Raw genomic sequence first — 25,300 nt, forward strand, 5'->3', positions numbered from 1 at the left:
TGATCCACCTCCACCGACACCACCTGCCATGGCGAACTCAACCCCAGAATCTGCGCGTAAAGATCTATGTCTCTCATCGCTCAGCAGCCTAAGCCACCCACTCGATTAGGGGAAGCGCCACTAATATAGGTTTTTAGATCATTAAATATACTTTGATGAATGTAAACATGGACTTCTTGCATTTCGACGGTAAGTACTTGCCAGCGGAAAGCGTCTATCCCCTGTGGGAATATGCGCTGGATCTTATCCAGTTCCTCAAGTATTGAGCGCCCTGTAAGACGTACTATGTGCCAATTACCGACACTATTACTGTGCGCATACTTATAGATGCTACCTAATGTATAGTTTGATATTTTAAGCCCGTCTTCCAGCGACAACGCATCTCCTTCTGAGTCGACACGTAGGTAAAATCTGAGACATGCCGTGGGTAGACGCCTTGATCATAAGCCGACGTTTGGGCGGGTCCAAGGGCACCGCGCCGTATTGCTGACACTGATGCTCATCGGCTTTCCTTGCACTTGTGTTCCACGGGCCGAGGACCGCCAGCTACTGGAGCAACGCAGCGGGCTCTACGAAACGGCAAAACGGCGCCACCCGCAACGGTGGTCAGGCAAGACACGCGACTGGAGTGTGATCGGTCCGACCGCCCTGAATCCAGAGCGTACGGAGCGGCTGAACGAACGAGCCGCATGAACGGAAATAGCGACAACTGTCTTGAAAAACGCCGGCCCAGACGACGCATCAACCGCTTGGCGGTATAACGTGTTACTACGCAGCACCTTTTGATCCTGTAGGCGATTCGGACTTGAACTTGCGGCAAGCCTACGGCGCCCCGGAGATCGTCAATACCGATCAGGGGAGTCAGTTCACGAGCGAGGCGTTCACCGGCGTTCTCAAGCACCATGGCATCCGCATCAGCATGGACGGCAAGGGTCGGTCGATAACATGCTCGTCGAGCGCCTGTGGCGCAGCGTGAAATATGAGGAGGTATATCTGAAGGCCTACGACAATGTCGCCGATGCACGAAGGTCACTGGGGCGATACCCGGCCTTCTACAACGCCCAGAGGCGGCACCCGTCGCTGGACCGGCGCACGCCCGACAGCGTGTACTACGAATCCGCCGCCAGACTGGCGGCATAACCCGAGAGAGGAAGCACTTATCGTGCTGTCCAATTTCCCGGGGCCACTTCTTCTAACCGCCGGTCTTCAGACGTGTTGAGCACGGACGATGTGTCACCAGCTCTTGTAGGGTAGGAATTTGCCGTTGAGCGTAATGACGACCCGGTCCCCCTTGGGATCGTCCACTTTCTCCACGCAGGTGGTGAAGTCTATGGCGCTCATGATGCCATCACCGAATTTCTCATGGATGATTTCCTTGAACATCTCGCCATAGACCCCGGTGATCTCATAAAAGCGGTAAATCAGCGGATCAGTGGGCACGATCTGATCCCAGTCCTTCTTCGGGAATGCCTGCAAAGCGGCGGACACCTCTGCCGGTAGACCCAGGGATTCACACACAGCGTCGGCGGCCTCTGCCTTCAGACTGTTCATCCCCAGGCAGGCCGAGCAGGTGAACTCGACAGACAAGCCCGTCTTCGCGGCGAGCGCCTCCCAGGTCAGGCCCGTGGTCTGCTTGGCTTCGAGAATAGCTTGCTTCATTTCATTCTTGGTCATGCCGTATCGCCTCAATGATGGTTTAGGGAGCAGCACGGTGGCCACTGTTTGCTGACCAGCAAATGCGGTGCCAAGACAGAGGCGACTCGAGCCGTGCGCCCACCGGCCAGTTCCTCGTGCTAGCGCCTACTCCGCCGTCACGCGAACGGTGCGGCGACTTTGTCGGACATTGTCGGCAATGCGGACCGGACAAGGCCTTCTGATCAGCCACTCCAGTGCGCTCATGCTGAATGGCACGATGTCTGCAACCTGGCAATAGAGACCAGAGCCGGGACATCCACATGGGTGCAAAAATCTCCGTTGACTTCATTTCCCACACCTTCAAGGGTCAGGCGGCGCCAACCTTGAAGGATATCGACCTAAGCATTGCACCCGGCGAACAAGTGGCGCTCATCGGCCGCAGTGGGTGCGGCAAATCCACTCTGCTGCACATGCTGGCGGGCCTGCTGCTGCCGAGCGAGGGTTGTGTGCGCATCAATGGCCATCAGGTGAGTAAGCCCAGTGCCAAGTGGAACATGATGTTTCAAAAACCCGCCCTGTTTCCCTGGATGTCGGTGCGCGAAAACGCGTCCCTGGGTTTGGTATTCGCGGGTCGCAAAGACGCCGAGAAGGTGAACCGCCTACTGCGGCTGGTCGGGCTCGCCGACAAGGCCGATGCAAAGATTCAAGCCCTCTCCGGAGGACAGCAGCAGCGCGTGGCCCTGGCGCGTTCGCTGGCGGCGGGACCTGAGGTACTGCTGCTGGACGAGCCGTTCTCGGCACTGGACGCGTTCACGCGCACGAGCCTGCAGGACGAGGTTGCTCAGATCGCCAGGCGCGAGGGACTGTCGCTGGTGATCGTGACGCATGACATCGACGAGGCGGTGGCGATGGCGGACCGGGTTCTGATCATGGCAGCCGATCCCGGACGTATCGTCGGCGAGATCGTGGTGGATGCCGACTTCCCACGCGATCGCAGCAGTAGCGAGTTCAGCCGCCAGCGCGAGGCACTCATGCGAACGTTCGAACGGTTAGTGGGGAGTGACGTATCCGCTATCGATCGCAATTCCACAAAAAATCCGGCGACGACACCACAGGCCGCCGCCTGAAGCCCATCAACCCTAGACACGAGGCCCCGCTCGATGAGTGAACACAAAAACGACGAATTGAATTACATCTTCAATCACGAAATGAGCCGGCGCGACTTCCTGCTGGACATGCTCGCGATGGGTGGATTGGCGGCGGGCATGACGCTTCCCAATACCGTGCTGGCGAACACGGCCCCGCCCGAGGACGAGGTCGTGCGCATCGGCTATATCCCGATTACCGATGCGACCGCGCTGCTGGTCGCGCACGAACTGGGATATTTCAAGGACGAAGGTCTGGAATCCGCACCGCCGACCCTCATTCAGGGTTGGTCACCGCTTGTGGAGAGCTTCGCCGCAGGCAAATTCAACCTGCTACACCTGCTGATCCCGATCCCGATCTGGATGCGCTACAACAACAAATTCCCGGTGAAGATAACGGGCTGGGCACACGTCAACGGTTCCGGCGTTCTGGTCGGCCCGCATGTCTGGTCCGCACAGGACGCGAAGAAACTGGCAGGCGACGGCGCAAGCGAGTTCACCGTGCTGGCGGGAAAGCAGGTGGCGGTACCGTACTGGTACTCGACGCACAATGTGCTGTTGCAAATGGCGCTGCGCACGGTTGGACTGAAAGCGGTCATCAAGCCGCAGAGTGCGCCCCTGGCCAAGGACGAGGTCAATCTCGTTGTACTGGCCCCACCCGAAATGCCGCCGGCTCTGGCAGCCCGGAAAATCGACGCCTACATCGTGGCCGAACCCTTCAACGCGGCCGGCGAGATGTTCGTGGGCGGCAAGATTCTGCGTTTCTCCGGCGACATGTGGGAGAACCATCCGTGCTGCGTCGTATGCATGAACGAACACACGGTTAACAAGAAGCCGGTTTGGACACAGAAGGTCATGAACGCGATCGTGCGCGCCGAAGTGTACGCGCAGGCCAACAAGAAAGAGGTCGCACACATGATGTCCAAGGACGGCAAGGGCTACCTGCCGATGCCGGCAAAGGTTGTCGAGCGGGCGATGACGTTCTACTCCGACAAGGACTACGCGGACCCGCCGGCCATCCAGAACGAAAACACCTGGCATGACGGTCGGATCGACTTCCAGCCCTGGCCGTATCCCTCGGCGACCAAGCTGATGGTCCAGGAGATGAACAAAACCCTTGTCACCGGCGACACCACCTTCCTGAAAAATCTCGACCCGGATTTCGTGTCCAAGGATTTGGTTGAGTACAGTCATGTGAAATCCGCGATCCTGCGTCACGGCGATTGGCGCAAATGGTCAACGGTCTACGGCGTCGATCCTTACGACAAGTATCTGCGTAAGGAAGTGGTGAAAATATGAGCGCCAAGCAGGCAGCCGTCATTGGATTCATGCGTGCCGATCACCCCTCGCGAATGTCCTGGCGACGGTGGGGACTGCGCCCCTTCTATCCGGTCATCGGCGGCGGCCTGCTGCTCGGCTTATGGTGGCTCGGTGGATTTATCATTCAGCACGACAGCCGGATATCGTCATTCTCCGGCTTCGCTCCGGCCCCCACCTTCCGGACCTTGTATCACCTGATCGCGAGCGGTGCCCTGTGGGGCATCGCCGCTCCGAGCATGTACCGCATCGGCATGGGCCTGTTCTGGGCGATCCTTATCGGCGTGCCCTTCGGCGTTGGTGTCGGATTGTTCAAGGAGGTGCGGGAAATCACGCATTTCCCATTCCAGTTCTTGCGCATGATCAGTCCGCTGTCCTGGATGCCCGTTGCGGTGCTGACATTCCCCTCCTGGGACGGGGCGATCATCTTCCTGATCGCCATGGCCGCAGTCTGGCCGGTGCTGTTTTCCACGGCGCAAGGCGTCAGGCGCATCGATCCGCTGTGGTTCAAGGTGGCCAGGAACCTGGGTGGCAACGGGTTCCAGTTGCTGCGCCGAATCATCATCCCCGCCGTTGGTCAGGACATTTTTGCGGGTATCCGGCTAGCGCTCGGCGTCGCCTGGATCGTACTCGTGCCGGCAGAGTATTTGGGCGTGACCAGCGGCCTGGGCTACGCGATCAACGACGCAAGAGATTCATTCGACTACAGCACGGTGACCGCCATGGTTCTGGCCATAGGCGTCATCGGATTCTTCCTCGACGCCATCTGCGTCTCGATGATCAAGAAATTCAGTTGGCATCAGGAAGGCTGATTGCGGACCGCGTTAACACCCGCGCGACCGTATTCACCATCCAGGACATTTTGAACATTGAACAGGGGTCGCTATCTCAGGGCTCTTGAGACATCGACCCCGCCTCAAGGCTATTGGCGCAAACCGTGTTTCATAGGAGATGAAAACATGACGATAAACACACTTGTATCCTGCAGCGAACTCGAGCAGATGAAGGCCTCCCAACCCGCCGTCATCATCGACACCCGGTCACCTCAGGCCTACGCAGCTGGACACATCCCCGGTGCGGTCAATCTCCATGAGATATTCACATATCTGGCAACCTCATCGAAGGAAGGTCTCGAAGAGCTGCGCGACAAGTTTTCCGAGGCATTCGGTTCCGTAGGCGTTTCCGGTGAGGAGCCGGTGGTCCTGTATGAGGAAACGATGAATGCCGGGTTCGGCCAATCCTGCCGCGGTTATTTTCTGCTGCAGTTTCTGGGTTACCCGAAGGCGGCCATTCTGCACGGTGGATACCAGGCCTGGCTGGCGCAGGGGATGGAAACGACCATCGAGGTTCCTACGCCGCAGAGCAAGACGTTTCCGGTGGACGAAACGGCTGCGAGCGTCCTGCTGACGCAGGAGGACATGCTGGCCGTTTTGGATGACCCGAACGCCTTAATCCTGGATGTGCGCGACGCGGATGAATGGGTGGGGATCAGTTCCTCACCGTACGGCATCGATTATTGTCCCCGTAAGGGACGCATTCCGGGCGCGGTGTGGCTGGAATGGTATCGCATGATGAAGCCAAATGAAGATGGCGTGCCCGTGTTCAAGTCCAAGGAGGAACTGCAGGCAGAATGCAGAACCGTTGGCATCGGACCGGACACACCCATCTATCTGTACTGTTTCAAGGGCGCGCGTGCGTCGAATACCTTTGTCGCTCTGAAACAGGCCGGCGTGAAGGACGTCAAACTCTATTTCGGCTCATGGAACGAGTGGTCGCGTGATCCGAGTCTGCCCATCGAAAGTGGTCCCCTCGCCTGGGAGGCCGCGTAAGCGAGCCCGGCCCGGGCACCAACGCCCTTCCCCACCGAAAAGTCGACGCCGGCGGCGAGCGCATGCCGAGGCTGGAGCGAACCCACGTCATGCGCCCCATCAAGGGGCGCGTGACGCCTTTTTGGGCGACGGTTTTACCTTGAGCCCGGCCTGTATTCCTTATATCCCGTCATTCAGCACTGGCCCTGATCTTGCTTTTTTGAGGTTGTTGTCTACCTCGTATGTCTATCCCCATGGGTGCTACGCATCATTACAGCTCCACCGAACCCGAACTCCTGGTCGTACAGGAGGCCGCCCGCCTAATCACTCATGGCAGCGACACGGGGGGATCAATTTACGGCATTCTGCACCTGCTGTCCCAGTTGCTGGGTCTGAACCGCGGGCGCGTGCTGCTGTCCGAAGGCGAGAGTCCGGATCTCGTCATCCGCTATGCCTACGGCCTAACGGCTAAGGAGCGCGAACGCGGACGCTACGCCATCGGTGAGGGCATTACGGGCCGCGTGTTCCACACGGGCCAGATGGCACTGATCCAGGATATCGACGACGAACCGACCTATTTGCGGCGGGCCGTGGACCGAGCCACCCTGCCGGACGAAACCGTGGCCTATATCGCGGTGCCCATCTTGTGGGAAGACAAGCCGGTCGGGGTACTCGCCGTGCACCGCCTGCGCAAACGTGAACGCCCTTTTCGACGCGACATGGCTCTGTTGCAGGTGATTGCCACCTTCATCGGACAGGTGCTTCGCATCGATGAGATGGTGGAGGCCCGCACCGCCGATCTGTTGTCCAAAAACCAGATGCTGCGCAACAAGCTGGAAAGCGAGGGCGCGCGCTACGGCATACTGGGTCAGAGTCCTGCCCTGCAGGAGGCGGTGCAACAGGCGCTGCAGGTCGCCGCGACCAACACCACGGTGCTACTACTCGGCGAGTCCGGCACCGGCAAGGAACGCTTCGCGCGCATGCAGCACATGGCCAGTAAACGCGCCGATGGTCCCTTCGTCAGCATCAACTGCGCGGCCATCCCCGCCAACCTCATGGAGTCTGAACTGTTCGGCCACGAGAAGGGTGCCTTCACCGGCGCCGCGTCGGCCAAGCGCGGGCGCATCGAACTGGCCTCTAACGGCACTCTGTTCTTGGACGAAATAGGCGATCTGGATCTCGAACTACAGGCCAAACTGCTACGCGTGCTGGAGTACAAAACGATTCAGCGCGTGGGCAGTACGCGGGAAATTCCTGTGGATGTGCGCATCGTGTCCGCGACCCACAAGGATCTTCAGCAGGCTGTGCAGGAAAAGCGTTTCCGACTCGATCTGTTCTACCGCTTGAACGTATTCCCGATCAAGTTGCCGCCGCTGCGCGCGCGCCAGGAGGACATCGGCATCCTGGCCCAGCATTTACTCGGTCTTGCCAATCAGGAATTCGGCCATGAATCGAGCTTTGGACCTGGGGCTCAGGGCGCCCTGGCGGCCTATACCTGGCCCGGCAACATCCGTCAGCTGGAGAATGTGATCAAGCGCGGGGTACTGATGAGCGGCGGGCGGCTGATCGGGCGCGAGCTGATCGAGGACATCCTCGCCCAGGAAATCTCCACCGGGGTCCATGACGCCTCGCATCTCCCACTTCCGGCGGGGCAGGCGCGACCGTTCTCCCCGGTCGAGCAGCTCCGTCCCTATGCGCGGGTCCGAACGGAGGAAACGGCCGACATCCTAGAGGCTTTACGTCACCAGCAGGGCAACAAAACACGCGCCGCTATCAGTCTTGGGTTGACCCCGCGCCAGCTACGCTATCGCATGCAAAAACTGGGCATTGCCAACTGAGTACCACCCCGGCGGCTGACAAAATCGACAAACCGGTCACTCAAAATTACATTGTCGACAATCTCGGTTCGGCGCCGTAGGCCAAGAGCCCATAACATAACGCATCACATTGTTTTAATGGATAATTTCAGACTTGGCGCAGGCGTTGCTTTACTCGTGAGTGCAGATGCATGACTCACACAAGAGGAGAGCGAGAATGAGCACCCCTGCCGAAACCGTTTCCACCACCATCAGCTATCTCCGCCCCATCGATGCCGAGGGTCTGACCGCGCTCGGGAAAAAGGGCAAGTCCAATCCCGACGCTACGGTGACCCTCAAGGCCAAAACGGTCTGCGAAGGCCAGTTCCGCATGCAGACCTATGTGCGAGACCTGGCGCCACTGCTGATAGATGAACCGCCGCATCTGCTGGGCGAGAACAACGCCCCCAACCCCTCCGAGGCCTTGCTGGCAACCCTGGGGGCCTGCCTGGCTGTTGGCGTACACGCAAACGCCACCGCACGCGGCGTCAAGCTCACCAAGCTAGAACTGCAGCTCGAGGGCGACATCAACGTCACCGCCGTATGGGGCACAGGTGATCTCAATCCTGAAAAGCCGCTGGGCTTTACCGATGTCCGAGTCAAGATCAACGCCGAAGGAGACGCGCCCGAGGAAGTGATCGACGACGTCATCACGCACTCCAATGTCTGGTCGCCGGTGGCGAACACCCTGCGGCGCAATGTCAATCTGGTGGTCGAGCCGGCCTGAGGTCATCGCGATGGAGGGCACAGCCATGAGCGAATCGGCAGCCAGACTGATTGATGCCGCAGACCACCCAACGTCCATGCTGGAAGCAGCGGCTCGGATCGTCCATGAGGACTTGAAGCCGCTGACGCTGAAGATCGATCTGGAAGGCTTGTATCCGCAAGCCGTGATGCATCAGCTCGGTGCGGCGGGCGCCTTCCGCCCGCACCTGCCCGCCGCCCGTGCGGACGGGGCAATGGATATGCCGTCTTCGATCAAGGCCATGAGCCTCGTATCCCAGGAATGCCTGTCCACGGGGTTTTCAATGTGGTGTCAGGACACCTGCGGCTGGTATTTGCAGAATGCGGTCAATTCTTCGGTACGCGAGAACTGGGTCGGCCGTTTGGCCGAGGGGCACGTCCTGGGCGGTACGGGCATGTCCAATACCATGAAGGCCTTCGCGGGCATCGAAGAGCTGCGCCTGCGCGGCAAGCGTGTCGATGGCGGCTATGTGGTCAATGGCAGTCTGCCCTGGGTCTCCAATCTGGGTGCCGGGCACGTGTTCGGCACCCTGTTCGACGTGGAGGGCGAGCCCGGTCGCTCGGTCATGGCGCTGGTCGATTGCGATACGCAGGGCTTCCAGCTTCGCCTGTCGGCGCACTTCACCGCCCTGGAAGGCACCCGAACCTTTGCCTGCATATTTCAAGAGGCGTTCATTCCCGATGCGATGATCATCGACGACGACGGGGCCGCCTTCCTGCGCCGCAGTCGTGCGGGGATCGTGTTGCTGCAGCTCGGCATGGGACTCGGCGTGGTGCAGTCCTGCATCGATATCTGCCGGGATGTGGAACCGATGCTCGGGCACGTCAACTGCTACCTGGAGGACCGCCCGGACGAATTACAGCTGGAACTGGATGACACCGAAGAGGCGAGCCTGGCCCTGGCGGAAGACGCCTTTGAGGAGTCCGATGATTACTTCCGCGAGGTCCTGCAGCTGCGCCTGACCTCTGGGGAGCTGGCGCTGCGTGCGGCACAGTCAGCCATGCTGCATACCGGCGCCAAAGGTTATCTGCAGTCAGCCCCTGCGCAACGCAAGCTGCGAGAGGCCTATTTCGTCGCCATCGTAACGCCGGCCATCAAGCATCTGCGCAAGGAGCTTGCGGAGATGGATCAGGCCTCCTGACGCCAAGGCAACCCATAACAGGATATGCATGAAAACTTTCACTACCCATTTGAGCGCGGATGAAACCGTGAAGCGACTGCTAGCGGGCGTCGATGCCGCCAATATGCGTCTGGTCGCTCACATCAATGGACAGGAGAACGCCCGCAAAATGGGCAAGGAAGTGTCCGCCGACCAAATCCTAGAAGTGTTTCGCCCCGATTTCGCCATCCGCGTCTGGCAAGCCTACAAGCCCGCCGGGTATGACATTCCCTTGCGCATTCACGTCTACGAGAATAGCGGTGCTACCTGCGTGGCCTGCCGTATGCCGAGCGAGGTGTTCTCCCCCTACGCCAAGCCCGCACTAACGGCCATCGGCTGGGAACTGGACGACGTCTTTGAGCAGATTCTGGCCGGGGTGCCGGAGGCCCTAAATGACTGATGGCGACTACAAACGTTGGAGCTGCGATGCCTGCGGGTTTATCTACGACGAGGCCAAGGGCGACCCTGACTCCGGACTCGAACCCGGCACCCGCTACGCGGACATCCCCGATGACTGGCACTGCCCTCTGTGCGGCTTGAACAAGAGCGATCTTCGACCTCTGCCGGAGGCGCCACCCGCCGTGCTCGCGAATCCTGCGATACAACGCCCCATGGCTTCGGGTAAGTGCCGCGGAGGCAACGACTATGTGGTCATCGTCGGGGCGGGGCTTGCCGGCTGGTCGGTGGCCGAGGCCGTTCGACGGCGTGATCCCAGCACACCACTGCTGCTTATCAGTGCCTGCGATGGACTGATCTATCCCAAGCCGATCTTGTCTATAGCTCTGGCCAAGGGCAAGTCCGCCGAAGACTTGGTCGAGGAAGACGCCTGCAGCCGGGCTGCGCGCCTGAACATACAGGTACGCACCCAGACCCGCGTGATACGCATCGATTCGGCCAAGCGCCGCCTTGTCACTGCCAAGGGCGGCATCGAATACGGCAAGCTGGTGCTTGCCCTCGGCGGCCATCAGCGCGAGCTGCCGGTCGGTGGCGAAGCCTGCGGCGACATCCTGCGGGTCAATGACTTACTCAGTTACACCAAACTGCGCCGTCGCCTGGAACGCGGCGTGCGTCATGCGACCATCCTGGGAGCAGGCCTGATCGGCTGCGAGTTCGCCGAGGATCTGAGCGGGGCGGGCTATGCGGTGACCGTGGTCGATCCCGCCCAACATCCGCTCAACCGCCTGTTACCCGACAAAATGGCTGAGGATCTGAGCCAACAATTGGCCGACAAGGGGATCGAGTGGCGCTTCAAGGAGACGCTGATCAGCCTTGAAAACAATGGCGATGGCTACCGCGCGATGCTATCCAGCGGTGATCACTTGGACACCGATCTCGTGCTGTCCGCAGCCGGTCTAATCCCCAACACGGATCTCGCCGCCAAAGCGGATTTGGCTGTCCGCCAAGGCATCACTGTGGATAGGCGGCTGCGCAGTTCGGTGCCCAATATTTACGCCTTGGGTGATTGTGCCGAGATCGAAGGACAGGTGTATGCATTCGTGGAGCCTATCCGACGACAGGCCGAGGTCATCGCCGCCGACCTGTGCGATAGCGCGACGCCCTTCGAGACCATTCCCCAGCTGATTCAGATCAAGACGCCGACCCTGCCAATGACCGTCTGCCATGGCGAGACACTGCCGCTCAGTGGATGGGCAACCGTGGACCAGTCGGGACAGGGCAGACGAATGGAGTGGCGGAACACGCAAGGGACACTGCGTGGATTCGCATTGTCTGGCGTGCACACACGCCACGCTCAGGAAGTTTACCGCTTAATGACTCATTCCATCTCTCGGGAAGACCCCAGGGACAATATTCAACCTACGCGCCCACGGCCGCAGACACAAACGACAAGGCCGGCTATTTCCACGTCCAAACAGCTTTGAGATACCAATGACCGCCGCAGCTGGAAGCGGACACCGTACTATCAGAATCCACTCAAGGATGCCCAAGATACTAACCCCTGCCCTGCTTTTCTTCGGGGCAACTGGGTTGTCAGTCAGATAGCCGGATTTGAGGGAGGGTCCAACCACTAGACGCCTCATTAACATATTTACTTGGAAAGCTCCGAGGACAGCATATTGAAACGCTTGCTTGATGCCATTTACATTTATGCTTGGAGTCTCGCCTCATAAAATCAATAAGTTAACGCGCCATCTATTAACAAATATATTTGGGTGTCCACCCGGCTTGGAAGTACGCCGCGAGCGAACTGGACGGATCGACCTCAAGCACGCAGAGCGAGAAGCCGGATAGCTCCGCATGCCCGGTTTCATCAAGACCAGGCTTGCCGAGTTGCCTTCAGCCGCGGCAAACCGCAACGAGTTGCCCATTGACGACACACTGAGCGGAAACACGCACTCTCATCACCGCAGAAATGGTTATTGCCAAAGGTGTGGCAGCGACTTCTGATCGGATCACCCGCGACCGTACATCAGTCGCGGGTGGCGGCGTATTCAGATCAGATATCGATGAGCTCGAAGTCGACCTGGGGACTGACGTCCACCTGATAGTTGACGCCCTCCAGGCCAAAACCGAAGAGTTTGAGGAATTCCGCCTTATACGATGCGTAGTCCGTGACCTCAAACAGATTCTCAGTCGTGACGCGCGGCCAAAGCTCACGGCAGGCGTCCTGAATATCTCCGCGCAATTCCCAGTCGTCCATGCGCAACCGTGACTCCTCGTCGACCATCGCGCCATCACCATACAGGCCGGTCAAAAAGAGCCGATCGATTTGTTCGATGCAGCCCTCGTGCAGGCCATTGTTCTTCATGACCTTCAGCGCGATCGACAGATACAGCGGCATCATGGGGATGGCCGACGATGCCTGGGTGACGACGGATTTGAGCATCGCCACACATGCCCGCCCTTCCCGCTCATGCAGTTTTGCATCGATGGTGTGGGCCGCGCGGTCCAGATCCTGTTTGGCGCGGCCGAGGGCGCCGTGCCAGTAGATCGGCCAGGTGATGTCGGTACCGATGTAGCTGTAGGCGACGCTCTGACAGCCTTCGGCCAGCACCCCGGCCTGGGACAGGGCGTTGATCCACAGTTCCCAGTCCTGGCCGCCCATAACCTTAACGGTGGCTTCGATCTCTTCTTCGGTGGCTGGCTCGATTTCGGCTTCGGTGACGACGTCGCGGTTGGTGTCGATGGCGTTGGCGCGGAACGTCTCGCCGATCGGTTTCAGCGCCGAACGTGCGACTTCGCCGGTATCGGGCATTTTGCGCACGGGCGATGCCAGCGAGTACACGACGAGATCGACCTGCCCCAGGTCTTCCCTGATCAGTTCGATGACTTTCTGTTTGGCTTCGTGCGAGAAGGCATCGCCATTGAGGCTTTTGGCGTAGAGACCGGCTTCATGCGCATAACGGTCGAAGGCGGCCGCGTTGTACCAACCGGCAGTGCCTGGCTTCTTTTCCGTGCCCGGGCGTTCGAAGAACACGCCGATGGTCGCAGCGCCAGCGCCGAACGCGGCGGTAACGCGTGAAGCCAGGCCGTAGCCGCTTGAAGAACCGATCACGAGGACACGTTTGGGACCATCCGCGATGGGATGCTGCTTGACGTAGTCGATCTGCTCCCGAACGTGCGCGGCGCACCCCGCCGGGTGTGCGGTGGTGCAGATGAATCCTCGAATTTTCGGCTCAATGATCATGGTGTCGAATGCTTCCGTATTTCGTGAGGGCCGCGGCCCTGTCCCTAGGTGGCTTGACCATGCGCAATCGCATGCTGGGTTCTAAAGCGGGCATTCTAGCGCATCGAATGATGCGCTGTTTTAAGAGGCGGGATCCCACGACGGCACGGGGCGTTGTCTGTGGTTATATTTACATATAAAACAATTAATTATTTTTTAAAATTAAAGTATTTTATCATCAAAAAATTCTGCCATAGAGCCTGCACATGCGCTCTATTCGTTCGCTCAAGCCTTCTTCCAGCTGTTCCCAGCGAAAACGCCATTGCCAATTACCGCTGGTGGTACCCGGTATGTTCATGCGGTCCTCGCCACCAAGAGCGAGGAGGTCTTGCATCGGGACAATGGCGAGCCTGGCGACCGAGGCGAATGCGGAACGGATGATCGGCCAGGGCATGGACTCCTCCATACCGCCGCAGCCAAGGTACTCGCAGATGCGTTGCTGCAGTTCCGGAGAGCGCGAGTCGAACCAGCCGAGGGTTGTGTCGTTGTCGTGCGTTCCGGTGTAGACAACGCAGTTCTCAGCGTGATTATGCGGCAGATAGGGATTGTGGGCGTCGCTATCGAAGGCAAATTGCAGGATCTTCATGCCCGGCAGACCGTAGTCGTCGCGCAGACTCTCGACCTCGTGAGTGATGACCCCCAAATCCTCAGCCACCAGCGGCAATTCGCCGAATGCTTCAACCAACGCATCGAATAACGCCCTGCCCGGTATCGGCTGCCAGTAACCATGTTCTGCGGTCTGTTCGTGTGCGGCAACTGCCCAACAGGCTTCGAAACCACGAAAATGGTCGACACGAAGGAAATCGAATAACTCGAGCTGGCTTTCGAGCCTGCGTTTCCACCAGGCAAAGCCATCAGCCCCCATGCGCGTCCAGTTATAGAGGGGATTTCCCCAAAGCTGGCCGGTAGCCGAGAAATAATCGGGGGGTACGCCGGCGACATAGTGCGGGGCCCCGCTCTCGTCGAGATCGAACAGGTGGCGGCCACACCAAACATCGGCGCTGTCCAAGGCGACGAAAATCGGCATGTCGCCGAATAGGCGCACACCGCGCTCGTTGGCATAGGCACGCAGTTCACCCCACTGCCGGAAGAACAGGAATTGCTCGAATATGCACTGCGCAACGTGCTCGCCTAGCTCTTCACTTGCGGCCTGCAGTGCATCGGCGTCGCGGTTGCGCAGCGGCTGGGGCCATTTCCACCAGGGCATATCGTTGTGATGGCGGCGTAGCGCGCGGAACAGTCCATAGTCGCTCAGCCAATGCCCATGGCGCTGCGTAAATGCCTCGAATGCATCCCTGAACTCAGCGCCAGCGCTACACTCGAACTGCTGCCTGGCCAGATGCAGCAAACGGGCGCGGGCTTCGCACGACGCCGCCCCCCCGGTTCTTCGGGAGCAAGCCAACCCTGCTCCGATAGCAATTGCAAGCTGATCAGGCGTGGATCACCGGCATGCGCGGACTGCGCCTGATAGGGAGAACCGTCGTTATGTGGCGGGTTGAGCGGCAGAACCTGCCAGACGCCGAAGCCACTGGCCGCCAGGAAATCCACGAAACGTCTGGAATCCGGACCTAGATCACCTTGGGGGCCAGGCCCCGGCAGCGATGTGGGATGCAAGAGAAGACCGGCGCTACGGCGATCGAGCGCACCCACCTCGCCTACTCCTGACCGCGGCGCATGGTGCCACCGGCATCGGGGTCACCTCCGCCGAAGGAGAATGCATGGCCCAGATACTCGGGCGGGCTTTCCTGAAGCATCACATAGAGATTGGCCAGATGCACGCGGTAGAGTCGATCGAAATCGTTGACCGACGTGGAGGGATTGTAGTCGCCGAACCACCAGCACCAGTCCGAACCCTCGCATATGCCGAGCTGCGCGCGCGCGGCCTCAAGCGCCTCGCCCTGCAGCCGGCCGGAATCGACTGCTCGGTCAAAGGCCTGTTTGGCTGCGATGAGCATTTCCCAACCGCGGTTCTTGTCCTTGTCGCCGATCCAGGTGGAGAACGTGCCGTATACCCAGCTGCCGGCCACCAGCGTGGACAAGGGTGTGGATTTGACGTTGCCTGCAAGCACCTTTCCGAAAGTCGTCATTTCAATCTGCGGATGGTCGGCGAGCAGCTCGTACACGCGGGACAGGAAATAGTAGCCATTCGCCGGATAGTATTCCCAGGCGTTCTCTCCATCGAGAATAACGGAGACGACGCGCGACGCGGCGCCCTGTCGATCGGCGATCTCTTCAAGGCGGTGAACGAAGTTGGCTGCGGCATCATCGCCGTGCCAGTTCGAATACTTGAAACCGATCGCATCGGAAAGATTGTCGTCACGGAAGAAGCTATGGATGCCCTTATCGCCAAACCGGTACGGATGGTAGAGCCAGTCCTTGTCGCCGTCGATCCGCGTGCCGATCTGCTTGAGTGAATTGGCCAGGACCGTCTCGCCGCTGGCTGTCCACTGAAACCCTGCCTGACCGAGCAGATCTAGCGTGCCAGCACTGAGACTGCCTTCGGACGGCCAGCAACCGGTCGGTCGGACGCCGAAAACCCGTTCAAAAACGTCGCGTCCGTGACGCAGATGCCACAGCACGCGTTCGCGCCCGCCGGGATATTCATGTAAGCCCTCAGGCAACTGCACGTCGGGCCACGCCTCCTCCGCGCTATGCATATCCAGCAGCAATGGCATGATCGGATGACCATAGGGCGTCATCGAGAGTTCGATACGTTCCTGTTTAGCCAACGATTTGTAGCGATCGAGTACCCCTTTGAGCAATTCGCCAATCAGCTCGATCAGCAGGCGGCGGTCCTGTATGGTGAAATGTGTCCCCTGCTCCATCAGCCGTTTGACGCGCGCATCCGCGCGCTGCACGGTTTCGCCCATCCAGACCAAGTGATACCAGACCAATAAATCGCTCAGAAACTGGTCGCTTACGTAATCGATGGCATGGCTGTAGCGCCCCATCCAGCGAACCGTGCCGACCAAGTCACTGAATACGGGGTGCGGGTCGATCATGTGCTGCTGATTGGCCTTCAGACAGGCCTCGGCAATCAACATGCGTTCTTCGGGTCTCTGCGGCAGCACCGGCCCCGCCAGCGCGGCAAGCAGCGGATCGCGGATCGGCGTGCCCTGCTGAAGCCAGGCAGCAATCTGTGCGGCGTAGTCTTCGATCTGCTCGATCAGTATCGGCGCAAAATTGACCACTGCGCGAGCGCCGGGATGCGCTTCAAGGTGCGCAGCCATGTCGACATAGTCCTTGATGGCATGCAGGTAGGTCCAGGGAAGCTGGAACTCTTGCTGCGCGTCGCGATAATCGGGCTGGTGCATATGCCAGCACAACACTACTTTGAGCTTTTGCTTAGCGGGCATAGTTGAGGCGTTCTCCGAGCATTTCAGCAGTGACCAGCACGATGCCGCTGGACGATACGTGGAAACGGCGGGCGTCTTCCTCCGGATCCTCGCCAATGACCATCCCCTTGGGGATCATACAACCCTGATCGACCACCACATTCTTGAGGCGCGCGCCACGCCCGACATCGACGTCAGGCAGTATCACGGAATCCTCGATGTTGGCGAAGGAGTTGACTGTAACATTCGAATATAAAAGGGAATGTCGCACCGTCGACCCGGATATGATGCAACCACCCGAGACCATGGAGTCTACCGCCATCCCGCGGCGTTCCTCCTCATCGAAAACGAACTTCGCAGGCGGCAGCTGCTCCTGGTAGGTCCAGATCGGCCATTCCTGGTCGTAAAGATTGAGTTCCGGCGTAATGCCAATGAGTTCCAGGTTGGCGGCCCAGTACGAATCGATAGTTCCGACGTCTCGCCAGTAGGCCTGGGTGCCGGTCTGGGTGTCTCGATATGGAAACGCCATCACCCGGTATTTCTCGATGATCCCGGGAATGATGTCCTTGCCGAAGTCGTGCTGTGAGTTGGACGAATCCGCGTCCTTGGTCAGCTGTTCGTAGAGGAAATGCGTATTGAACACATACACTCCCATCGAGGCGAGCGCCCTGTCGGAACGGTCAGGCATGGGCTGCGGCTGGTCGGGTTTTTCGGCGAACTCGTATACCCGCCCCATCTCGTCGACGCTCATGACGCCGAACGCCTTGGCCGACTCCAGATCAACCTCCAGGCAGGCCACGGTCATGTCGGCGTTGGTTTCGACGTGGTGCGCAATCATTTCGCCGTAGTCCATCTTGTAGATGTGGTCGCCGGCGAGGATCAGAATGTACTCGGGATCATGCTCCCGGATGATGTCCAGGTTCTGGTAAACCGCATCGGCGGTCCCCTCGTACCAGGACGTGTCGATGCGCTGCTGCGCCGGCCAGATTTCCACGAACTCGTGGAATTCACCGCGCAGGAATCCCCAGCCTTTCTGTACGTGCTGGATAAGCGAATGCGCCTTGTACTGGGTCAGCACCGCGACGCGGCGAATGCCCGAATTGATGCAGTTCGACAAAGGGAAGTCGATGATGCGGAACTTGCCGCCGAAGGGCACGGCCGGCTTTGCCCGCCAGTTGGTGAGATCCCGCAGTCTGGAGCCGCGCCCGCCCGCGAGAATCAGAGCCAGGGTGTCGCGTGTGAGCCGACTAACGAAACGCTGCGACTGATGCTTCATGCAGTCACCTGAGTTTCATGCGTTGGAAGGAAATGACTCCATCGTCCGAGTCCGGCGAAGAAGCCATGTTAGACTTGCTCTGCGTTTTCTAGACTACTGGAAACGCGCGCCTTGGCACAATCCTTGTTCAAGCCCATTTCCCAACTGCCAGAGGTTCCTGAGATGGCGGATGCGACTCAACCGGCTGTTCCCGACAATATTCAACGCATATTGCTGGCCCGCCATCATGCGCCATCCGGCGTCCTGGGAAAGCATCCGCTCGACGAAGCCAGTGTCACAGTACGCGCATTCCTTCCGCATGCGGCCGCTGCTTCTGTCGAAGAGATGACGCTGGAACCCGTCGCCAACGCCCCTGGCCTGTTCGAGTGGCGCGGCCCGCGGGAAGATCTCCCCGAACACTACCGCATCGATTGGACCGATGCCGGCGGCGCCCGCCATTCAGCGATTGACCCCTACAATTTCGCGCCGCAGCTCAGCGACTTCGACATCCACCTGATCAACTCCGGCAAGCATTGGCACGCCTACCGCGTACTCGGCGCACATGCCCACAATGCGGACGGTATTGCTGGAACGCTGTTCGCGGTATGGGCCCCCGGCGCCGAGCGGGTCAGCGTGGTCGGAGAATTCAACCGCTGGGACGGCCGCTGCCATCCTATGCAGGTACGCGGCGGCAGCGGTATCTGGGAACTGTTCATCCCCGAAATCGGAGCCGGCGTTCTGTACAAGTTCGAACTGCGCAACCGCGACACGGGCGCGGTGATGGTCAAGATCGATCCCTATGCCCGACAGTTCGAACGGCGCCCCCAAACGGCCTGCATTACTACCGGAGAAAGCACCTACGCCTGGAACGACGGCGACTGGCTGACGCACCGGGCCGGTTGGGATTGGCAGCACGCACCGATGTCGGTCTACGAAATTCACCTCGGCTCATGGCAACGCGACGAACACGGCGAATTTCTCAATTATCGCACACTAGCCGACCGGCTCGTCGATTACCTCGCCGACACCGGCTTTACGCACATCGAACTACTGCCGGTGACCGAGCACCCCCTGGACGCATCCTGGGGTTACCAGACCACCGGTTACTACGCCCCCACCAGCCGCTTCGGCACGCCAGACGATTTTCGCTATCTGGTCGACCGTCTGCACCAAGCCGGCATCGGCGTGCTGCTGGACTGGGTGCCCGGACATTTCCCGCGCGACGACTTCGCCCTGGCGCGTTACGACGGTACCGCGCTGTTCGAGCACGAGGACCCGCGCCTTGGTGAACACCGCGACTGGGGAACGCTGATCTTCAACTACGGGCGCAACGAGGTACGCAACTTCCTGGTCTCCAGCGCCATGTTCTGGGTCGAGGAGTTCCATATCGACGGCCTGCGCGTCGACGCCGTGGCCTCCATGCTCTATCTCGATTATTCGCGCGAGGACGGCGACTGGCTGCCGAACAAGTTCGGCGGGCGCGAGAACCTCGAGGCGATCGATTTCCTGCGTGAACTGAACGTCACCGTCCAGGGCCATCACCCCGGGACCCTGATCATCGCAGAGGAATCAACAGCTTGGCCGCAGGTCACCCGACCGACCGAACTCGGCGGCCTTGGCTTTGCGATGAAGTGGAACATGGGCTGGATGCACGACATTCTGGAGTACTTCAAACAGGATCCCGTGCATCGCCAGTACCACCACGACCAGCTCACCTTCGGCCTGCTCTACGCCTTCACCGAGAACTTCGTGCTGCCCTTCTCCCACGACGAAGTGGTGCACGGCAAACGCTCCCTGCTCTACCGCATGCCGGGCGACGAGTGGCAGCGCTTTGCCAATCTGCGTCTGCTCTACGCGTTCATGTATGCCTACCCGGGCAAGAAATTGCTGTTCATGGGCTGCGAATTCGGCCAGGGCGACGAATGGAATTTCGACAGTCAGCTCGACTGGTACGTGCGCCAGTTTCCGCTGCACGAAGGAATGCGCACCCTGGTGCGAGATCTCAATCGCCTGTATCGCGAACACCCTGCCCTGCATACCCACGATTTCGAGTGGCAGGGCTTTGACTGGATCGACTGTCACGACGCGCCACAATCGGTGCTGAGCTTCGTACGCCGTGGCGGCGAACGCGAATTGATCGTGTTGTGCAACTTCACGCCCGTGCCGCGCACGAACTACCGGGTCGGCGTGCCGGCCGGCGGCGTCTACCGGGAAATCATCAACTCCGACTCCGAATACTACGGCGGCAGCAATCTAGGCAACTCTCCCGTAGTTCTGGCCGAGCCCACCCCTTGGATGGGGCGGGAGTTCTCGCTGAGTCTGTCGCTGCCTCCCCTTGGGGTGCTTATCCTGGAACACGCATGATGTGCAAAAGGGCTGGTCAGTCGTCTAAAAGATCGCTACAATGCGCGTCTTCGATGGGGCGGTAGCTCAGCTGGGAGAGCGTCGCGTTCGCAATGCGAAGGTCGGGAGTTCGATCCTCCTCCGCTCCACCAAATTTCCTAGCTAAAATCAGTAGCTTACATAAAGGCCGACTCTTTTGAGTCGGCCTTTTTTTGTGCCCGTTCTGGGCGTTTCGTGGTCCCGTTTGGTCCAAATTTGGTCCAGTTTCTGTTCCTGTCTGTTCTCGTCTGTTTCTGCCTTTGGTCCAATTTTGGTCCAAGGTGGCTTGTAGTGTGTTTTATTGGGTACCTTAACAAACAATATATTAATCAGCATGTTACGTGTATTTTGTTCTTGCCTGTCTCTGCCTGCCGTGGAATAATTGCTCTGTCGTCTCACTAACATAGGAGGCATGACGATGGCACTTAACCCACGCCCACTTAGGGCAGACGAGCAGATCGCTGACTGGGATCCGCTCGAAGCGCACTGGCACAAGATGCTCGAACAGGCAGAATCTCGGGCGTGCCGTGCAAGTGCGCGCAGGAATCGTGCGGTAGTTGTAGCCGCTCCGGCTTCGTCTTCTCGCGCTGCCAAGCGTTCGCGCTCTAGGCGTAGCCCTCAAGCGCACGGTGGCAGCAGCTCGCGCGCTTCGTCGAAAGGCAGTGACTCAGACGGAGACGGATCAGGCGACCCAGACTCCGACCCTTCAGCTCCACCCCACTCCCTCCCCCACTCAGCATCTCTCCCCCTCCCCGACGACCGTCTATGGTCGGTTCAAGATCTAGCTTATTTTCTCGGCATCTCCGCGGATCGGGTTTATCACCTCCTCTCTGCGAAGCGCTTCCCGGAAGCGATTCCAGCTCCAAGCTGCAGAATTCTCAAATATCCGAAGTGGCGCCCTCAGGACGTTGAACACTGGCTTGAGCTCCGCTGTGTCGCGTACGAAATGGAGCACGGACTAGCGCTAGAGGACGCATCCCCTGCGCCTGCGCCCGCATCTGTTAAGAAGCGTGGCCGCGGTCGCCCGCGCCTGTCCGACAACCGTCAGGCAGGGGGTGCGAAATGAGCGCTCGCCTCGACCCCCAATGCATGCCCGACGAGTTTTTTTACGTCGGTCCGCGCTGCCTCAAAAAAATCCTCGTCCCGCTCCTGCGCCAGTATGTGGCCGACGACGTGGATGAGGCACGCCAGATCTGGGCCGTGACCGTCCTGGAATGCCAGGGCCAGCCGCATGCCGTCGCGGCCCGCCTCAACCACCTGATCAGCCGCGGCCGCGCCGCCCAGCGTGGCGCGGCGGGCGCGGCATACGGCCATGCCCAGATGCGGGGTTGGTCGCCAGCAACTGAGGCTGGTGACGACGGAGTCGCCGCGCACCAAATCTGGGCTGAGTGGGACACCGCTCCTCAGCCCCCCCAGGCATCCTCAGCCGAGCTCGACGCGGCCTTGGGCGCGGCGGCCGCCATGCTCCCCCGGCAAACGGCCCGCGCGCTGCGCATGGTATGGGCAGGCGCGGACAGAGAGGAGATTTTGGCGGCCCTGGGGGTGGACGATCGTCGTCTGCGCCAAATGCTGGGGGACGCCGAACTGGCCGTCCGCGCCAGTCAGCGCGGCGGCCTGCGTGCCGCGGCGGCCGTGCTGCGCGCACGCTCTGACCGTCGCCATGCCCTCAGCCGCCCCGTGCTTGACGGTCAGCTCAGCCTGCTGGGTGAGGAGGTGCTCCATGCCTGACATGAATCTCCTCAACTGGGCTCTCAAACAGAAAACCGGATCGAGCTCCACGAAGGCGGTCTTTATGGCGTTGGCGCTGCACGCCGCCAACGCTGATGACCCAACCCCAGAGGTCTGGCCGTCGGTCGCACGGATTTCGGAAATCACCGAACTCAACCGCAAAACGGTCCTTTCCTCGCTTCATGCCCTTCGCGATGCCGGTTGGATCTCCGACACCGGCTGCCGAGTCGGGGATACACGCCAGGTAGTAGTTTGGCGGTTGGCGGCTTTGGTAGGCGAACAGTCCCAAAAACGGGACCGTTCCAACAGTCCCAATATTGGGTCCCTTGCCTCTAAAGAGTCCCAAAACCGGGACTGTTCCAACGCCAAACAGTCCCAAAAACGGGACACGGAACAAAAGACTGTAAGTAGTATTTATAAATATACAAATACAACAGACACAAACAGTTCCGATTCTGACAACTGTTGGTCAGGGGTCGCCGCACGGGAGCGGGAATACATCGAGCACTACGTCGCAGATCGGCAGAAGAAACGCGGCGACATCGACGATCCGGCACGCTACATCCGAGGGATGATCAAGCGGGCGCGAGAGGGCGCTCTGGACATCCCGTCAAATTGGAAATCGCAAAGTGAGCTTGCCGTAGAGCGTGCCGCAGAGGAGGAGAGATCGCGGGAGCGAGCACGACGCCTGAGAGTCACTTTTCTGGTGAACTACCTGCGTGACTTCCCTGACGCGCAGCGCGAGCAAGAAGAGCTGAAGGGCCTCGTCTCTGACGAGGAATTTAAGCGTCTTTTGATGCCAAGTAGTTCCCCGTTGCGCACTGCCGACAGTTTTGCCCAGCAAATCATGTCAAAGCTGAATGCTAGGGAGGCCTGCAGCAATGTGCCTGCCTAATCATTTTCGGACGATCACATCAGCATCTAACGCTTCTCGTATCCCCGTAAAAATTTTCGTTTCCGCCCCCGTGCATACCCCTGAGGCCACTCATCCCGAGCGGCCCGCACCAACAGAGGTATGACATGAAACGCACTCACCTAATTGCCAGTCTGATGCTGGCCTTCGCCGGTGCCGCCGCCCAGGCGCACGCCGCGACTCTCACCACCTCCGCCAGCCGCGAAACGGCCCATGGAGTCGCCATCAATGGTGTTTCCATGGGGCTGCACATCGATCGCCTCACGATGGGTTTCGCTGAGCGAACCGGCCACGACACGCTCTCCCCCGGCAACTACCGCACCTCCACGCGTGTTACGAGCACCTATCAGCTCCCCACCCTGCGCCGGGGTAGCTGGGCGCTCGCCTCCAGCATTGCCGCCAGCCTCCAGCAGATCAGCCTGCCCACCCAGGGTGGCTATGCCCCCGGAAACACCTCGACGACCTATGGGCGTCTGGGTGGCAGCCTGGCCGCGAGCCGCGCCCTGGTCTCGGGTCAGGTTGTGACTCTGGGAGTCGGCATCCAGCCGTGGGCCGAGCGCCTGCCGTCGGGCGGCGGCCAGCTCAGCGCGCCCACCGATACGTCACTGGCCCTCTACACGCCGATTCAGGGCGGCGGCCTGACGATCGAGGGTGTGCACTCGGCGGGCAACGTCCCGGGCATGAGGCTGAGCGGGGAAAGCTTGGCGGTTCGTTACCAGGGTCACGGCGGGCTGGAAGCCGGCGTGAGCTACACGCATGGTTTTGCCGTGGGCGCCACGGAGGCGCAGCTTGCCGACGTCTCGTTCCCCTCCCCTGACCCGCGCCACCCCTGGACTTCGTATGCCGATGGTCTGGCGGCGTACGCCAGCCTGCCGGTGCCCGTGGTCCATGGTCTCCGAGCCGACGCGGGTTTCGTCACAAACATCCCCCCGGGTTCATCCCGCGTGACCACCGTCAAGGCTGGCATTTCCTACTCGTTCTGACCCTCCATGCGCCGCGGCGGTTTCCGCCGCGGTGCATCCCCATGAGGGCAATCCAGCCCCACCCGGAGATCCGAATCATGAAAGAGCTTCTTTTTATCCCCGCCGCCGGCCTGGCCTTGGCCCTGCTCGGCGGCTGCGCACCGAATATGTCGCCAACCGTCGCCACTACTGGCTTAACCGCACAGCAGGTTCTACCCGGCGTCATCGTTGGCCTCCAGCCCGTAGAGCTTTCCCCGTCGAACGTCGGCGGTGTGGCCGGCGCCGGAGCCGGCGGGCTCGCCGGTTCGACTCTTGGCGACTCCACCGTCACGCGAGCGCTGGGCGCGATCGTCGGCGCGGTCGGCGGCGCTATCGCAGGACACGCCGCCGGCAACGCGCTGACCGACCAGAAGGGGGTCGAGGTCACCGTCCGCCTGGCGGACGGATCTATGGTAGCCGTCGCGCAGACCTACCAGAAACCCCGCCTGCACGTCGACCAGCACGTCCAGGTAATCAAGGGCAGCGGCAATCACGTGCGCGTGCTGCCTCTCGGCTGACACTCCTCAATCACTACCCCGGCCCGGATCACCGGGCCGGGATGTAGGAGCCAAAAATGCACGATCAGATTGATATTTACGTTGTTGAGGCGGTTGGCGGCACATGGTTGGTCAGGGCCGCATGCCTGATGTGCGGTAGGGTCGTAACGCTTCTTTGTCTCCCCTCACGCGAGGATGCTGAGCAGCATGCGGCTCGTTGGCGTCGGGTGTTTTCCTGCAACAAGTCCGACGATCCGCAGGTGGCGCAGCTATGACCACCACCGTGCGCGTATCTCTCCTCCTCCGCCTGCGCATCTGGTGGAACAACCACCGTGCAAATCGAAAGCGCGGCCACCGGCGAAGGCGCCGCCAGGCGCTGCGCGTATACGCGCGCCTGCGTCAAATCGACGGCGCGGGCGCCAATGCCCGCCGCCTGGCCTACCTGCGAAAAGTCGACCCACTTGCCTTCGAAGAAATGACGCTAGATGCCTTCGAGCGACAAGGCCACCGCGTGCTGAGAAATCTCAGATACACGGGCGACGGTGGACTTGATGGGCGAGTAATGATCAGAGGCGTTTGGCACGGAATCCAGTGCAAGCGCTATGGAAAGAACATCAGCTGGCGACACGTTACTGAGTTTCCCCATGACCTGAGGCGCGTGGGCTTGGAGCGTGGAATTTTCGTGCACACGGGGCGCACACCGAAAGGCCGACTGCCACCGCCGGGCGTCCAGATCATTTCTGGCCAGCGTTTGCTCGAACTTCTACTCCACTAAGCGCGCGTTTCCGGCCCAGCGCATATGCGTGAGGGCGGCAATCCCGTCGCCTTCATCGACCGAA

At 60.1% G+C, this 25,300-nt stretch carries 22 protein-coding genes, 1 tRNA gene and 1 pseudogene; 17 read left to right on the forward strand and 7 right to left on the reverse strand.

Going from position 1 to position 25,300, the window contains the following annotated elements; genetic code table 11:
• Positions 1–80: 80 nt before the first annotated feature.
• The gene (locus P8014_RS07370) at positions 81–377 is read right to left on the reverse strand and encodes a hypothetical protein (protein ID WP_337816668.1); all 297 of its coding nucleotides are present in this window, start codon (positions 375–377) and stop codon (positions 81–83) included.
• Between the two features lie 443 nt (positions 378–820).
• Between P8014_RS07370 and P8014_RS07375 the strand changes: the two are divergent.
• Positions 821–1,140 (forward strand): annotated as a pseudogene (locus P8014_RS07375) (integrase core domain-containing protein); the annotation flags it as partial.
• A 93-nt stretch (positions 1,141–1,233) separates the two neighbouring features.
• Here P8014_RS07375 and cynS read toward each other — a convergent pair.
• Positions 1,234–1,674 (reverse strand): cyanase, encoded by a 441-nt coding sequence (gene cynS / locus P8014_RS07380; protein WP_337816669.1) that lies wholly within the window; start codon positions 1,672–1,674, stop codon positions 1,234–1,236.
• A gap of 281 nt (positions 1,675–1,955) precedes the next feature.
• On the opposite strand from cynS, the gene P8014_RS07385 reads away from it, so the two are divergent.
• The 9 genes from P8014_RS07385 (at position 1,956) to P8014_RS07425 (ending at position 11,545) form a co-directional block, all read left to right on the forward strand.
• Positions 1,956–2,762, forward strand: coding sequence for an ABC transporter ATP-binding protein (locus tag P8014_RS07385; protein WP_337816670.1), 807 nt, complete (start codon positions 1,956–1,958; stop codon positions 2,760–2,762).
• Positions 2,763–2,795: 33 nt separating this feature from the next.
• Positions 2,796–4,079, forward strand: a complete 1,284-nt coding sequence (locus tag P8014_RS07390) for an ABC transporter substrate-binding protein (protein ID WP_337816671.1) — start codon at positions 2,796–2,798, stop codon at positions 4,077–4,079.
• A complete protein-coding gene (locus P8014_RS07395; protein WP_337816672.1) occupies positions 4,076–4,909 on the forward strand; it encodes an ABC transporter permease in 834 nt (277 codons plus the stop codon). The genes P8014_RS07390 and P8014_RS07395 overlap by 4 nt, the downstream gene beginning before the upstream one ends.
• 147 nt (positions 4,910–5,056) lie before the next feature.
• On the forward strand, positions 5,057–5,926 hold the full coding sequence (locus P8014_RS07400; RefSeq protein WP_337816673.1) for a sulfurtransferase: 870 nt from the start codon (positions 5,057–5,059) through the stop codon (positions 5,924–5,926).
• A gap of 233 nt (positions 5,927–6,159) precedes the next feature.
• Positions 6,160–7,743: a sigma 54-interacting transcriptional regulator gene (locus tag P8014_RS07405; RefSeq protein WP_337816674.1), complete on the forward strand. Its 1,584-nt coding sequence runs from the start codon at positions 6,160–6,162 to the stop codon at positions 7,741–7,743.
• Positions 7,744–7,939: 196 nt separating this feature from the next.
• The gene (locus P8014_RS07410; RefSeq protein WP_337816675.1) at positions 7,940–8,488 is read left to right on the forward strand and encodes an OsmC family protein; all 549 of its coding nucleotides are present in this window, start codon (positions 7,940–7,942) and stop codon (positions 8,486–8,488) included.
• A gap of 25 nt (positions 8,489–8,513) precedes the next feature.
• Positions 8,514–9,647 carry an acyl-CoA dehydrogenase family protein gene (locus tag P8014_RS07415; RefSeq protein WP_337816676.1) on the forward strand — a complete coding sequence of 378 codons (1,134 nt, stop codon included), beginning with the start codon at positions 8,514–8,516 and terminating at the stop codon, positions 9,645–9,647.
• 28 nt (positions 9,648–9,675) lie between these two features.
• A complete protein-coding gene (locus P8014_RS07420) occupies positions 9,676–10,065 on the forward strand; it encodes a DUF302 domain-containing protein (RefSeq protein WP_337816677.1) in 390 nt (129 codons plus the stop codon).
• Positions 10,058–11,545, forward strand: coding sequence for an FAD-dependent oxidoreductase (locus P8014_RS07425; RefSeq protein WP_337816678.1), 1,488 nt, complete (start codon positions 10,058–10,060; stop codon positions 11,543–11,545). Before P8014_RS07420 ends, P8014_RS07425 begins: the two co-directional genes overlap by 8 nt.
• Positions 11,546–12,120: 575 nt before the next feature.
• On the opposite strand, the gene fabV is transcribed toward P8014_RS07425, so the two are convergent.
• The 5 genes from fabV to glgC form a co-directional block, all read right to left on the reverse strand.
• Positions 12,121–13,311, reverse strand: coding sequence for an enoyl-ACP reductase FabV (gene fabV, locus P8014_RS07430; RefSeq protein WP_337816679.1), 1,191 nt, complete (start codon positions 13,309–13,311; stop codon positions 12,121–12,123).
• 217 nt (positions 13,312–13,528) lie between these two features.
• Entirely contained in the window at positions 13,529–14,698 is a 1,170-nt protein-coding gene (gene malQ / locus P8014_RS07435; RefSeq protein WP_337816680.1) for a 4-alpha-glucanotransferase, read from the reverse strand.
• Positions 14,602–15,000: a 4-alpha-glucanotransferase gene (locus P8014_RS07440; protein ID WP_337816681.1), complete on the reverse strand. Its 399-nt coding sequence runs from the start codon at positions 14,998–15,000 to the stop codon at positions 14,602–14,604. Before P8014_RS07440 ends, malQ begins: the two co-directional genes overlap by 97 nt.
• Before the next feature lie 5 nt (positions 15,001–15,005).
• A complete protein-coding gene (locus P8014_RS07445) occupies positions 15,006–16,706 on the reverse strand; it encodes a glycoside hydrolase family 57 protein (protein ID WP_337816682.1) in 1,701 nt (566 codons plus the stop codon).
• Positions 16,696–17,961: a glucose-1-phosphate adenylyltransferase gene (gene glgC, locus P8014_RS07450; RefSeq protein WP_337816683.1), complete on the reverse strand. Its 1,266-nt coding sequence runs from the start codon at positions 17,959–17,961 to the stop codon at positions 16,696–16,698. The genes P8014_RS07445 and glgC overlap by 11 nt, the downstream gene beginning before the upstream one ends.
• Positions 17,962–18,123: 162 nt before the next feature.
• On the opposite strand from glgC, the gene glgB reads away from it, so the two are divergent.
• The 7 genes from glgB (at position 18,124) to P8014_RS07485 (ending at position 25,236) form a co-directional block, all read left to right on the forward strand.
• Positions 18,124–20,304: a 1,4-alpha-glucan branching protein GlgB gene (gene glgB / locus P8014_RS07455; protein WP_337816712.1), complete on the forward strand. Its 2,181-nt coding sequence runs from the start codon at positions 18,124–18,126 to the stop codon at positions 20,302–20,304.
• A 55-nt stretch (positions 20,305–20,359) separates the two neighbouring features.
• Positions 20,360–20,435 (forward strand) — tRNA-Ala (locus tag P8014_RS07460).
• Between the two features lie 949 nt (positions 20,436–21,384).
• Entirely contained in the window at positions 21,385–22,050 is a 666-nt protein-coding gene (locus tag P8014_RS07465) for a hypothetical protein (protein WP_337816684.1), read from the forward strand.
• The gene (locus P8014_RS07470; protein WP_337816685.1) at positions 22,043–22,945 is read left to right on the forward strand and encodes a helix-turn-helix domain-containing protein; all 903 of its coding nucleotides are present in this window, start codon (positions 22,043–22,045) and stop codon (positions 22,943–22,945) included. The genes P8014_RS07465 and P8014_RS07470 overlap by 8 nt, the downstream gene beginning before the upstream one ends.
• A 125-nt stretch (positions 22,946–23,070) precedes the next feature.
• Positions 23,071–23,946 (forward strand): hypothetical protein, encoded by an 876-nt coding sequence (locus P8014_RS07475; protein WP_337816686.1) that lies wholly within the window; start codon positions 23,071–23,073, stop codon positions 23,944–23,946.
• Between the two features lie 77 nt (positions 23,947–24,023).
• Positions 24,024–24,482 carry a hypothetical protein gene (locus tag P8014_RS07480; RefSeq protein ID WP_337816687.1) on the forward strand — a complete coding sequence of 153 codons (459 nt, stop codon included), beginning with the start codon at positions 24,024–24,026 and terminating at the stop codon, positions 24,480–24,482.
• A 250-nt stretch (positions 24,483–24,732) separates the two neighbouring features.
• The gene (locus tag P8014_RS07485) at positions 24,733–25,236 is read left to right on the forward strand and encodes a restriction endonuclease (protein WP_337816688.1); all 504 of its coding nucleotides are present in this window, start codon (positions 24,733–24,735) and stop codon (positions 25,234–25,236) included.
• Positions 25,237–25,300 lie beyond the last annotated feature (64 nt).

It is taken from the genome of Acidihalobacter sp. (assembly GCF_037381185.1).
Classification (GTDB): domain Bacteria; phylum Pseudomonadota; class Gammaproteobacteria; order DSM-5130; family Acidihalobacteraceae; genus Acidihalobacter_A.